The sequence below is a fragment of the Nonomuraea sp. bgisy101 genome (genome assembly GCF_057708945.1).
The window spans coordinates 1-12,503 of record NZ_JBYITD010000075.1 but is presented as its reverse complement, the minus strand read 5'-3'; the positions used below and the strand labels follow the sequence as shown (position 1 = coordinate 12,503).

Annotated in this window: 8 protein-coding genes; 3 read left to right on the top strand and 5 right to left on the bottom strand. The window is 72.6% G+C overall.

All coding sequences use genetic code 11. The features are described from left to right. Window positions 1–152: 152 nt before the first annotated feature. The 5 genes from AC3EO4_RS54670 to AC3EO4_RS54650 form a co-directional block, all read right to left on the bottom strand. Window positions 153–1,424: an aspartyl protease family protein gene (locus AC3EO4_RS54670; protein WP_431904620.1), complete on the bottom strand. Its 1,272-nt coding sequence runs from the start codon at window positions 1,422–1,424 to the stop codon at window positions 153–155. A gap of 494 nt (window positions 1,425–1,918) precedes the next feature. Beyond that, window positions 1,919–2,824 (bottom strand): sterol desaturase family protein, encoded by a 906-nt coding sequence (locus AC3EO4_RS54665; RefSeq protein ID WP_431904617.1) that lies wholly within the window; start codon window positions 2,822–2,824, stop codon window positions 1,919–1,921. Window positions 2,825–2,949: 125 nt separating this feature from the next. After that, window positions 2,950–3,720: a helix-turn-helix transcriptional regulator gene (locus AC3EO4_RS54660; RefSeq protein WP_431904615.1), complete on the bottom strand. Its 771-nt coding sequence runs from the start codon at window positions 3,718–3,720 to the stop codon at window positions 2,950–2,952. Then, the gene (locus tag AC3EO4_RS54655; protein ID WP_431904612.1) at window positions 3,708–4,106 is read right to left on the bottom strand and encodes a hypothetical protein; all 399 of its coding nucleotides are present in this window, start codon (window positions 4,104–4,106) and stop codon (window positions 3,708–3,710) included. The genes AC3EO4_RS54660 and AC3EO4_RS54655 overlap by 13 nt, the downstream gene beginning before the upstream one ends. Before the next feature lie 507 nt (window positions 4,107–4,613). Next, a complete protein-coding gene (locus AC3EO4_RS54650) occupies window positions 4,614–7,871 on the bottom strand; it encodes an ATP-binding protein (RefSeq protein ID WP_431904609.1) in 3,258 nt (1,085 codons plus the stop codon). 268 nt (window positions 7,872–8,139) lie between these two features. On the opposite strand from AC3EO4_RS54650, the gene AC3EO4_RS54645 reads away from it, so the two are divergent. The 3 genes from AC3EO4_RS54645 (at window position 8,140) to AC3EO4_RS54635 (ending at window position 12,445) form a co-directional block, all read left to right on the top strand. Then, window positions 8,140–9,648 carry an FAD-dependent monooxygenase gene (locus tag AC3EO4_RS54645; RefSeq protein ID WP_431904607.1) on the top strand — a complete coding sequence of 503 codons (1,509 nt, stop codon included), beginning with the start codon at window positions 8,140–8,142 and terminating at the stop codon, window positions 9,646–9,648. 70 nt (window positions 9,649–9,718) lie between these two features. Further along, window positions 9,719–10,381 carry an SGNH/GDSL hydrolase family protein gene (locus tag AC3EO4_RS54640; RefSeq protein ID WP_379570440.1) on the top strand — a complete coding sequence of 221 codons (663 nt, stop codon included), beginning with the start codon at window positions 9,719–9,721 and terminating at the stop codon, window positions 10,379–10,381. 204 nt (window positions 10,382–10,585) lie between these two features. After that, a complete protein-coding gene (locus tag AC3EO4_RS54635) occupies window positions 10,586–12,445 on the top strand; it encodes an alpha/beta hydrolase (protein WP_379570442.1) in 1,860 nt (619 codons plus the stop codon). The last annotated feature ends 58 nt before the right edge of the window (window positions 12,446–12,503 follow it).

Genomic DNA, 12,503 nt, shown 5'->3' with positions numbered 1-12,503 from the left:
CCCCCCCCCCCCCCCCCCCCCCCCCCCCCCCCCCCCCCCCCCCCCCCACCCCCCCCCCCCACCCCCCCCCCCCCCCCCCCCCCCCCCCCCCCCGCGACCGTAGGAGCCGGCAGTTCCAGGCAGCTCGCGTGACGCCCGTGCAGTCGCGGTGATCAGGCGGCCGCGCCGCGGGCGATGTAGAGGTTCATGTCGGTGAAGTCGACGGTGATGTTGTAGGGCTTCCAGAAGCAGTGGGAGAACCAGCCCATCGTGTCGAACCCTGTCCCATAGGGCCACGGCACGTTGACCGGCTGGTTTGGGTTCGTGTAGCAGTAGACGTCCTTGGCGACTGCGTTGCCGAGGCGGATCTCCTTCGGGTAGCAGGGGTAGACGACGGCCGGGTGGCTTTGGGCAAAAGTCCCGATCTGGCGGTCGTAGTCGGTGCGGATCCCCAGCTGCTGGGCCGTTTTCCCGCGCATGCCCGCGGCGATCTCGCTGCCTCCGCCGAAGTTCACGCCCACCACCCCGGTGCGGGAGCCGGCGACGCCGGCGAAGCTGCCCGTGCTGTGCAGGTACTGCTCACGGGCCAGCCACAGCGGCAGGGGTTCGGCGCCCGCCCGCGTGGCGGCGGCGCGTGCCTTCCTGGCCGTTTCGGGGGTGCGGCGGCGCAGGATCAGTTGCCGGCCCGCGTAGTCGAAGGTGGTCAGCAAGTGGTAGAAGACCCACGTGCCGATCAGGCCGTCGCTGTCGGTGTCGACATCTTCGCCCGACTCCGTCGCCGACCAGCCCACCGGGACGTTGCGCAGTTCGATGCCGCCCAGCTTGAAGGAGTCCAGTATCCCGTAGTACGCCCATATGGTGCCGCCCTCGAAATCGATCTTCTGACTGGCGACGGGGCTCAGCCCGGCCTCCTTGGCTACCGACGCGCGCATGCTCAGGTTCGGGGCGCCGGTGTAGAACGTGAAGCGCTTCGTCGGTCCGCCGTTGACCGAGGCCTCGACCAGCGGCATCGGGTCCATCTGCTTCCATGGCACCCGCGCGGTCTCGCCGTGGACCTGATAAGCCTCGCCGCGGACTGCCGCGAACCACTTGGCGTAGCTGTCCTCGCCGGCCGCTTTCCAGTGGGGTGCGGACGGGCCGAATTTGTCCTGCCGGATGTAGCAGTCGGCCAGGAAGTGGTTGGCGTCCTTGTCGTCGGGCGCCAGGGCGAGGGCCATCTTGAGGTATTTCTCGGCGTCGGCGAACCGGTTGGCCAGCAGCGCTACATAGCCGCGCTGGCGGGCCGCGTGCAGGTTCTTGGGGTCCTTCTTGAGGATCTCCTCGTACGCGCGGCCGGCCTCCTCGAACTTGCCGGCCTTGAACAGCGCGTCCGCGTCACCGCTGCCGGCCAGCGCGGTGGCCGGGCCGCCCAGCAGCGGCACGGCCGCGGCGGCACCGGCCAGCACGGCGGCGCCCCGCAGCAGCGAACGCCGGTTCCATTGCCTGTCATCAGCCACGCCTTCTCCTTTTCGTGATCACCTTCGCCGTGACTTTCTGTCCGGCTGACGGGCACAACGCCTCCGGCCGGTTCGTCTCGCCCTGCTTGATGAGGGCGACGCCGTGGTGCCGAGGCCAGCCGGGCCGTACAGCGTCGTCCCGACGCGGGCGGCCGGATCGCTTCGCAGCGCGCTCCGCAACTCGCCCGTCGGCCGACCCCGACCACTATCGGCCAGCCGTGTCCCCGCCTCGTCCGCGCCGTGTCATGGTCGCGTCACGGCCGCAACCGACGGTGGCAGCCGTCGACAAACCGAGACATGCTGTGCGCCGCTTGCCGCCGCACCAGGACCCGGCCGGGAGCAGAGTCCCGGCCTTCAGCACATGCACCACCGCCCGGTCGGACGACGCCCGCGGACCCTCGGCGGAGGACCGCACCCGGGCCGCGGCCGAAGGGCCCGACTCGTCAGGCGCGGGCCGTGCTCAGGGGGTCGCCGTCAGTGGACGTGTCGGAGGTGTGGCAGGCGCCGGTGGCGCGGAAGGGCTCGGCGAGCTGGGCCAGGTAGCGGGTGGGGTAGTTCGGTTTCGCGGCCATGCCGAGTTGGTCGGAGGTGAATCGGCGGATGGGGTCGTAGGAGAAGGTGCCGAGCAGGTGGTCCCAGATCAGGGTGAACAGGCCGAAGTTGACGTCGCCGATGCCGGCCCACTTGAGGTGGTGGAAGCGGTGGCCCTCGTTGAGGGCGAGCACGTACTTGAGGGCGCCGACGCGGTAGTCGGCGTTGGAGTGCTGGAGCAGCAGCTGGACGGCGACGGTGACGGCCAGCGCCGAGGCGACGTCGAGGGGCAGTCCGATGAGGATGAGCGGGGCGACGCCGGCGCTCATCTCCAGGGTCTGGTGCAGAGGGTGCTTCATCAGTCCGTTGAAGCCGTAGAAGCGCTTGATGGAGTGGTGGACGGCGTGGAAGCGCCACAGCACGCCGATCTTGTGGCTGGCGTAGTGGGTCAGCGTTATGCCGAGGTCGGCGATCAGAATGGCGGCCAGGACCTGCAGGACGAAGGGCCAGGAGTGCGGCCACAGGTCGGCGACGGTGACGGAGGCGGCCAGCAGCGGGATGATCCCCACGCTGACGAGCAGCAGCAGCTCGTTGACACCGGCGTGGGCGACGTCTCGGCCCCCGTCGCCGGCCGGGCTGTTCCATTCCTGCTCGTACGGCAGGGCACGCTCGGCGGCGAACGAGCAGCCGATCGCGGCCGACAGCAGGCCGATCAGCCAGAGTTTGGGGGCGCCGGAGGCGGCCAAGGCGATGGCGGCGCCGTTGACGCCGAGCAGCATGAACGGCACGTAGCCGTAACGGATCAGGGTGCGGTACATGCGATCCAGCGTCGCGACCGCCGGATGCCCGGGGCTTGGACGGATCCGCTGACCTCGCCCCGCGAATCCGCTCTCCGGAGCTCGGCCCGTGAACGTGGCCGCGGACCGCGCCATGGGCAGGGCGTTCAGGCGGTGCCTGGGCGGATGGCGTGCAGCAGGCGCGAGGGTGCCAGGCCGAACATCTCCCGGCAGGTGCGGGTCAGGTGGGAGCTGTCAGCGAACCCGGCACCGTGTGCGGCCTGGGTGAGGCTGGCGCCGCGCTGGGCCAGCTCGGCCGCGCGGCGCAGCCGCGCCCAGCGCAGGTAGGCGGGAAAAGGCAGCCCCAGCTCGGCGGTGAACAGGTGCCCGAGGCGGCTGGCCGACAAGCCGACCGCATCAGCCAGCGCGGTGAGCCGGACCGGGCCGACCAGCAGCTGCGGCACCAGGTCCGCGGCCGCCTGCAGCACCGGGTGCCGCGCCGGCGCCGGTACGGCCCAGCCGTCGAGGAGTACGGCCAGCGTGCCCGATCCTTGCTCGGCGAGGGCGGTCGATGGCAGGGCGGAGCGCGCGGCGGCCACCCACCCCTCCACGCGGTCGTGGTCGCCGCCGTCGAGCTGGGTGGTCAGGTGCCGGGCGGCGGCGCCGGCCGGATCGAGGTAGATCATGGTGGCGGTGGCGCCAGGGTGGGCGTGCAGCGCGTGCCGGGCCCGGGTGGGGATGATCGCGGCCTGCACGGGGCAGCGGCTGCCGCGGGCGTCGCTCAGTTCCACCTGGGCGGAGTGCACCAGGAGGATCTGCACCGCGGCATGGGCGTGCGCGCCGGTGCTGCCCGCCGCGCCGGTGAAGGTGAGTCGTCCTGGTCGCAGGGTGGTCGTGCCCTGCCACCCTGGGGCCGCGTGCGCCGTCAGAGCGGCCACCGTGCGCCGTCAGTGCTGGTCGAGCGTGTGAGCGACGCGGACTCGGCGGCAGGGTACGTGCCACCCGCTCCGGGCCGCGGCGGCTCGGCCGCCTCCACCAGCTCGACGAGGGCGGGGCCGGCCATGGTGGTGCGGGCCGGGCCGTACCTCTCGACGACGGCCGCGGCGGCGATGGCGAGCCGGTCCAGCCGCACCGCGCCGGTTGCCTCCTCATCGAGGGTGATCGGCGCAATGGTGGACGCGGGTGCCGGCGGGCCGCCGGCATGTCCGCCATCAGGAGCCGTGCGGATCGCCCGCCCCCTGCCGTGGAGCCGAACCCCGGTCACGCACGCGGCCGGGTCCGCCGAGGCCCGGGCGAGCGCGGGGAGATCCACCCGTCGGCGCATCAGCCTGTCGCAGAACGCGACGATGCGGATCGCGCCGTCGACGTGCGAATCCAGTCCCGACAGCCGTACGCCAGTGCCTCCATGGCAGGAGGATAGGGCCTCCTCGGCCAGAGGATTCGCGCCGATCGATGCGTACCTCGGGCGAGATGTCCGACGGGTGGCGGATGCTCTCGGGGGAGGTGACCGGGAGGATGGCAGTCCCTGTCAGATACGGGCGACGCGGCGGTCGTGGCCGGAGTACGCAGGTACCCGTCGGCGCGACTCGACGATCCCTCTACGACCGGCCGGACGAGCACCGCCTCACGCTGCCCGACGACGCAGATCGCGGCGGCGACGCCCAGCCCCGGGGCCGTGTTCCTCGGCTGGGTCCCACGGACCGAAGCGACGCTGCTCGACGTGGCGGCCCCGGCGTTCGGCGTCGAAGCCGGTGCAACCGGCGACGAACTGGGCGGACAGCGAACCCACTGAGCCACGTGCTGCCGGCGCGCTTTGACACGCCCGGCCGGATCACTCGGGCTGGTGAGCCGTCCTGTGTTCCCGGCGCAGCCGGGCCGGGTCGACTTCGGTCACGGCCGTCCTCCCGTCCAGCTCCCAACCGTTCCTGTACGCCGCGGCGAAGGCTTCCTCGCCGAGCGCGGCCCGCCCTCGTTGGATGAGTTCGCGAACCTGGCGATCGGTGCGGTCGTGAGTGCCGCGCAGCCGGGAGGCGGCGCCGAGCAGGACGGCCGACTCGTGATGCCGCCCGTGCGCCTCGGCGAGCGCGGCCGCGTTCACCGCCACCAGCGACAGGATCGGCAGGTCCCGTGTCTCCAGCGCCGCCGCGTACGCCTTCTCCAGCTCCTTCTCCGCGCCGGCCAGGTCACCCGTCTCCAGGCAGAGCGAGGCCCGTACGCTGCCGACCAGCGTCCGCGCGTGGTCGCCGGGGAACGTGGTGTCGCCGTGCGGGCCCCGTTCGGCGTCGTCGAGCAGGTGCCGCGCCCGCTCCAGGTCGCCGAGCCGCACCCGGAGGGCGGCCTCCCACGCGTCGACCAGGACCAGCATCTCCGGCGATTTCGCGCGCAGCGCCCGCTCCCGGGCCGAGTCGATCATCGTGATCGCCAGGTCGGTCTCGCCGCGCCGCAGGTGCAGGTCGATCCAGCGCAGGTCTTTGAACACCTCGTCGCCGAGGCTGAGCGAGTCGAACTCGCCGGCCAGCGACCGGGCCTCGCGCAGGTCGGCGAGCGCGCCGTCGAGGTCGCCGTCGTACTGCCGCAGCTGGGCGCGTATCGGCAGCGCGGTGGCCTGGCCCCAGCGGTCGCCGACCTGCCGGAAGCAGGCCAGGGCCGCCTCCACGCCGGTGCGCACCTTGTCGAGCTCGCCCGCGTTCTCGGCGAGCTGAGCCCGGAACAAGCGGGCAAGCCCGGACAGCCACACGTCGTCGCCGTCGGCCAGGTGCTCGATGATCGCGAGCGTGGTCTCCTCCTCCTGGAGGAATGCGAGCGGGAGCGCGGTGAGCGCGCCGTACGGGCCGGGCAGCTCCGGATAGGCGAGCAGCCGGTCGGCCAGCTCGCGCATCTGCGCCTGGGCGTCCGCGGCCTCCTCGGCGGTCATCGCCGGCCGGGTGACGATCCGGTTGATCAGGTAGATCGTGTGGGCGCAGTCGCGGTCGGGCGTCGGCTCGCCGCCGGGCGCCACCAGTGCCTCGCCCAGCCAGTAGGCCGCGTCGGAGTGCCGGCCGAACATCTGCCAGTACCAGGTCAGGTTCAGGGCGAGAGCGAGCGCGCCGGGGGCGTCCCCGGTGTCGCACCGCCGGCGCAGGGCGGCCAGCGTGTTGTCGTACTCGGCGCTGATGACTCGTATGGCCCCCAGCTGGCCGGGCCCGCGCAGCTGCGGGTCGTATCGGGCCATCAGCTCGGCGAAGTAGCCGGCGGCCAGGTCGCGGACGGTGCCGAGGTCGCCCGTCTCGGCCAGGCGGTCGGTGCCGTACTCGCGCAGCGTCTCCAGCATGCGGTAGCGGCCAGGGTCGGGCGCGAGCTGCAGCAGCGACCGGTCGACCAGGCCCGCGAGCAGCTCGGGGATCTCGGCGGCCGGCACTGCGGTGCCGGCGCAGACCGCGGCGGCCGAGGCCGGCGTGACGCCGCCGGACAGGATCGAGACGCGTTCGGCGACCGTACGCTCGTGCTCGCTCAGCAGCTCCCAGCTCCAGGCGATGACCGCGCGCAGCGTGCGGTGCCGGGGCAGCGCGGTGCGGCTGCCGGTGGTGAGCAGCCGGAACCGGTCGGACAGCCCGTCGGCCAGCTCGGGCAGCGACAGCGTCCGCAGCCGGGCCGCGGCCAGCTCCAGCGCCAGCGGCATCCCGTCCAGACTGCGGACCACCCGCCGGACCGCGGGCAGCGTCGTCTCGTCCACGTCGAAGTCCGGGCGCACGGCCGCGGCCCGCTCGGTGAACAGGCGTACCGACGCCGCCCGCCGGGCCTGCTCGACGCCGTCGTCCGGCCCGGGCAGCGAGAGCGGGCCGAGCGGCACCAGCGCCTCGCCGTCGACTGCGAGGGGTTCGCGGCTGGTGGCGAGCACGCGCAGCCCGGCGCATCGGGACAGCAGTGCCGCGACCAGGTGGGCCACGGCGTCGATCAGGTGCTCACAGTTGTCGACCAGCAGCAGGCTCTCCCGGCCGCTGAGCCGGTCGACGAGTACGTCCAGCCCGTCGCCCTCGACCCGCATCCGGGCCTCGAACGTCGCGCCGCCGCGCAGCCCGATCCCAGTGAGGACGGCCGCGCCGACCTTGGCCGGCTCGGTGACCGAGGCGAGGTCGATCAGCCAGGCGCCGTCGTGGTACTCGTGGTGATGGCGGCGGGCGGCCTCGACGGCGAGCCGGGTCTTGCCGGCGCCGCCGGGACCGAGCACGGTGACCAGGCGCCCGGCGGAGAGCAGCGTGTCGATCCGGGCGAGGTCGTCGTCGCGCCCGATGAAGCTGGTCAGCGGCACGGGCAGGTTACTCGGCCTGGGCTGCCCGGCGTCGGCCGCCGGAACGGGCCGCTCGGCGCGCAGCAGGCGCAGGTGGCGCTCGCGCAGGGCGTCGCCAGGGTCGGTGCCGAGGACGTCGGCCAGGGTTTCGCGGACCCGCTCGTACAGGGCCAGGGCCTCGGCCTGACGCCCCTGGGCGGCGAGCGCGTCCATGAGCAGCGCGGCCGCCCGCTCATGGACGGGGTGCTCGGCGAGCAGGACGGTCAGGCGGGCGGCGGCCGCGTCGGCACGGTCCAGGGACAGCTCGGCGTCGGCGAGGTCGCCGACGGCCTCGACCGAGGCGTGGGCCAGCCGGGTCGCCGCGGCGGGCGCCACCGCGGCGACGACCGTAGGCTCGGCGCCGGGACGGTCGCCCCACAGCGCCACGGCCTCGCCGAGCATGGCCGCCGCGGCATGCGGGTCGTGGGCGCGCAGGCGGTCATGCCCGGCGGCGGCGAGCTGCTCGAACCGCAGCGCGTCCACGTCGGCCGCGTCCACGTCCAGCCGATAGCCACCCGCGACCTGCGTGACGTCGCCGGCCGAGCCGAGAGTCCGGCGCAACCGCGAGACGAGGGCCTGCAGGGCGTGGGCGGGGCCGGCCGGCGGGTCCTCGGCCCAGATCGCGTCGACGAGGACGCCCTGCTCGACCGCGCGCCCGCCGGCGAGCGCCAGCCGTACGAGCAGACCCTGCAGCCGCGCACCAGGAACGGGCACCGCGGCGCCACCGCGAGACGCCTGGAAGGCGCCGAGCAGCCTGACGCGAAGCCGCGTATCCCCGTCCATCTCCCGATCTTCGCGCACGCACTCTCGAGTCCCCAAATCATGACAGGGCTCTGGCTCCCTTTGCTCACGGGCCCTGTCGCCCTCCCCGTCACGCCACCAGGCGAAGCACGCCGGGTGCTCGAACGCAGCGCTGACGCGTCGCAGGACGGGAGTGTCAGCGCCATGTGCGCCCCTGTCAGCGCCGTGTGCGCCCCGTGTGAGCGGCCCGCTTCAGTCTTTGCATGCCTGAAGAGCGAGATTCGGAAGGGGAGTTCTCGTGCATGACGTAGTGATCGTGGGCGCCGGCCCGGTTGGTCTGTTCCTGGCCTGCGAGCTTGGCCTCGCAGGCTGCTCTGTCCTGGTGCTTGAGCGGGAGCCGGAGCCCCGCTCCCCATGGAAGGCGGACCCGCTCGGGATGCGGGGCCTGTCCGCCGCGTCGGTCGAGGCGTTCTACCGCCGCGGGATGCTGCACCCGCTGTTGAAGGCGTCGGGCGTCGACGACGATCCGGGCGCGAACCCCGACGCGGACGAGCCGTCACCTCCTCGTGGCGTGGGCCACTTCGCCGGCATGATGCTCGATCCGGCCAAGGTCGACGTCGCCGCCCTGCCGTTCCGGCTTCCCAGCCCGGCAATGGAGGGCGTGATGACGAACCTCGAAGCCGTCGAGACGGTGCTGTCCGAGCGGGCATCCATGCTCGGCGTGGAGGTCAGGCGCGGTGTCACGGTCTCAGCCATCGCGCAGGACGATGAGACGGTGGTCGCGCGAGCCGGCGAGCACGAGTACGCGGCGCGCTGGCTCGTCGGCTGCGATGGCGGACGCAGCGCGGTGCGTAGGCTCGCGGGCTTCGACTTCGTCGGCACCGAGCCGCAGTTCACCGGCTACGTCGTGCTCTCCACCATCGCCGAACCCGGCAAGCTGCGCCCCGGGTTCAATCTGACGCCGACAGGGATGTACCTCCAGATGCCCGCGCCAGGGCACATCGGCATGATGGAGTTCGACGGCGGCGCGTTCGATCGCTCGCAGCGGCCGACCCGCGACCATCTCCAGGCGGTTCTGCGCCGTGTGTCCGGCACCGGCGTGACGCTGAGCGACGTCCATCTCGCCTCGAGCTTCACCGATCGGGCGATGCAGACGACGACCTATCGGCAGGGCCGCGTCCTGCTCGCGGGCGACGCCGCTCACATCCACTCTCCTCTCGGAGCACAGGGACTCAACCTCGGCATCGGCGACGCCATGAACCTGGGATGGAAGCTCGCGGCGACCGTGCACGGCTACGCGCCGGACGGGCTTGTCGACACCTACACCCGCGAGCGCCATCCGATCGGCGCATGGGTGCTCGACTGGACGCGCGCCCAGGCGGTGGCCATGAGACCGGACCCGCATGCCCAGGCGATCCAGGGAGTGATCCGCGACCTGATCGGAACCCGTGACGCAACGACCTACGTGTTCGACAAGATGTCGGGATCGTCGATCCGCTATGACCTGGGCAGCGAGCAGCCGCTGGTCGGCCGTAACGCTCCGGACCTTCGTCTTGAGGACGGCACTCGCCTCGGCGAACTGATGCAGGACGGACGAGGCGTCGCGCTCGATTTCAGCAGCGGCCGACGCCTCCACCGCTCAGCGATGAGCTGGGAGGGGCGGATGCGGTACGCAGCCGGGCCGGCGAGAAACGACCTCGGACTGGGTGCCGTGCTTGTCCGGCCTGACGGCATGGTCGCCTGGGCAGGTGATCGCGTCCCTGATCGTGAAGCGTTCGAGCAGGCCGCCCGCCGTTGGTTCGGCAGTCCGGCCAGCTGAAGCAGCTACCCACCACCCATCGCTGCCATGGGCAACGTTGACACCATTTGAGCGAGTTTGAGGAGCGCACATGACGATCACACTCCGACCGGGAAGCACCGTGATGTTCACCGGCGATTCGATCACCGACTGCCAACGGCTGGAGAGCGAACAGGGCCTCGGCTTCGGCTACCCGCTGCGCATCGCGGGCGAGTGGGGACTCCGGCACCCGGACCGGTCCGTGACCTGGCTGAACTCCGGCATCGCGGGAGACAAGGTGATGGACCTCGAATCCCGATGGCAGGCGGACGTGCTCGACGCGCGCCCCGACGTGGTGTCGATCCTCGTCGGCGTCAATGACGTCGGCTGGCACACGTACGCCCCGGACGGCTACGTGATCCCCGCGGAGGACTACGCGGCAGGTTACGACCGCCTGCTCGCGCCCCTCGCCGAGGCCGGCGCCGACCTGATCCTCATCGAGCCGTTCCTCCTTCCGATTCGCGGCCGTGTCGAGGTCGGCGACGCGCACCTCGGCGTAGAGGACCGGAAGAAGTGGCGCGCCGACCTGGACCCGAAGATCCAGGTCGTGCGCGAGCTCGCCCTCAAGTACGGCGCGCACCTGCTCGCCGCCGACGGCATGTTCGCCGAGCTCGCCGCGACGACCGGACCGGAGTACTGGGCTGCGGACGGCGTGCACCCGACGCCGGCCGGCCACGCCGCACTCGCGGCAGCCTGGTTGCGCCTGGTCGCGTGACCATGCCTCGCGATCCCAGGCGCCGGCCGCTCGACCGCGGCCGGCGCCTGGGGGCGCTCGCCGGCGATGACCCCCGAGCAGATCCGGCACGCCCGCGACCTGCTCACCCGGCCGGAGAACACTGGCAGAGCAGGACCCTGCTCCCAGGGCGAATTCCTCCCTCCGCCGGAAGATCCGCCGGATTTCGCGGGCGAGAGTAGAGACATGATCTTCACCACTCTCACAGGCGTGGTCGCGAGTCTCGCCCTGTCCGCGACGCTCCTGCCCGCCGCCGCGCCCGCCCAGAGCCGATCTTCGCCGGAAAGCGTTCAGACCCGATCCTTACTGGAGGAACCGCATGAGTGCGCCCAGGCCGTGGCCCGGTGCGACGGCACGCTGGCGGTGCCACTGGACTGGGACGACCCCTCCTCCGAGCGCATCGAGGTCGCCTTCGCCTGGATCCCGGCCGCCGAACACGCGACCGGCACGATCCTCGCCAACCCCGGCGGCCCCCTGCCCGCCCTGCCCGACCTGCCGCACCTCCAGCAGGTGCTCGGCCCCGTGCTCGACCACCAGAACCTCCTCGTCGTCGATCCGCGCGGGCTGGGCAAGTCCTCCCCGCTGCTCTGCCCGGGTCTGAAGCTCACCGAGCCGGACACGATCGCGGCCTGCTCAGCTCGTCTCGGTTCGCGCACCCGCTTCTTCACGGCCGACCAGGCGGTGCACGACATGGAGGCGGTACGCCGGGCTCTCGGCGCGGGCCCGGTCACCTTCTACGGCAACTCGTACGGCACCGCCTACGCCCAGGCGTACGCCGCCCGCCACCCGGACGGTCTGGCCGCGGCGTTCCTGGACAGCACAATGGTCACCTCGACGGACGGGTACGCACTGTGGCCGATGCGGTTCCGCCCCGACCTGCTCGACCTCGTCTGCGACCGGTCCCGGGCCTGCCGCGCGCTGCCGGGTGACGCGCGCCGCACCTACGCGCGGCTGGTGGCTCATCTGCGCGAGCGTCCCGACCCCGAGGTGCCCCTCGTCGCGCTCTGGAGCGTGGCGAGGGTGAACGAGCCGGTGTTCGGCCGGGAGGTGAACGCCGCCGCCACCTCGTACCTCGCCGGTGATCCCGAGCCGCTGCGGCGGCTGGCCCGCGTGCTGGCCGGCGCTCCCAGCCAGCCGATCGAGGGCGCGGAGTGGGCCGGGTACCTGGCCTACCGGTGCGGCGACGGCAGCTTCTCCTTCGACCGGGACGCGGACCCTGCCGAACGGCTGGACCAGCTCGAGCGGTACTACCTGCGCGAGCGGCCGCTGGCGCCGTACACGCCTGCCGACCTGGGGCTGGACGTGCGCACGAGCGTGGAATTCTGCGTGAACTGGCCGACACCGCGGCACAGTCCAGTGCTGTCACCAGGCGCGGACCTGCCCGACGTGCCGGTCATGGTGGTCGGCGGCGACTTCGACACGCACACACCCGCGGAAGTGAGCGCTGCGATGCGGGTCTTCCCCGATGCGACGTTCGTGCGGGTCCCCTTCGGCACGCACAGCCTCGCCTGGGGAGTCGGCGAGGCCGGCGAATGCGTGCGCGCCGCGTTGCGGTCGTTCGTGACCGCTCATCGGGTGCCCCAGGCGCGGTGCACCGCGGAGAACTATCGCGCGCTCGGGGCGTTCCCCCGGTCGCTGGACGAGGTCGCGCCGGTGCCCGCCGCAGGGCTGGACGCAGGGCGGCGGCGGGTGCTCGCGGCCGCCTTCGCCACCGCCGCCGACGCGGTCGCCCGCCGCAACCCCTACAGCCTCTTCCACGGCCGGTTGACGGACCAGCCGGGTTTGCGGGGCGGTCGCGTCGCCTTCGGGGACGGGTCCGTCACGCTGGACGAGGCCGCCTTCGTGCCCGGGGTGGCGGTGAGCGGGCAGATCGCGCTCACGCCGGAGGGCAGAGCCACGGCCTCGCTCAGCGTCCTGGCACCCGGTTCCCCGGACGGGCGGGCGTACCGGGTGGAGCTGGCATGGGAGGCGTTCACCGCGCACGAGCGGCCCGTGCTGTCCGGCACTTTCGACGGCACGCCGTTCAAGACCCGCGAATTGCACTGAGCCGCCCTCAATTGGCAATGGGCGAAAATCCAAACGCGGGCTGATGTGACGTTCGACG

Bases quoted from the DNA above. Each gene is read 5' to 3' on its own strand.
- AC3EO4_RS54635 (WP_379570442.1), top strand. From the start codon at position 10,586: ATGATCTTCACCACTCTCACAGGCGTGGTCGCGAGTCTCGCCCTGTCC.
- AC3EO4_RS54665 (WP_431904617.1), bottom strand. From the start codon at position 2,824: ATGTACCGCACCCTGATCCGTTACGGCTACGTGCCGTTCATGCTGCTC.
- AC3EO4_RS54655 (WP_431904612.1), bottom strand. From the start codon at position 4,106: ATGCGCCGACGGGTGGATCTCCCCGCGCTCGCCCGGGCCTCGGCGGAC.
- AC3EO4_RS54640 (WP_379570440.1), top strand. From the start codon at position 9,719: ATGACGATCACACTCCGACCGGGAAGCACCGTGATGTTCACCGGCGAT.
- AC3EO4_RS54650 (WP_431904609.1), bottom strand. From the start codon at position 7,871: ATGGACGGGGATACGCGGCTTCGCGTCAGGCTGCTCGGCGCCTTCCAG.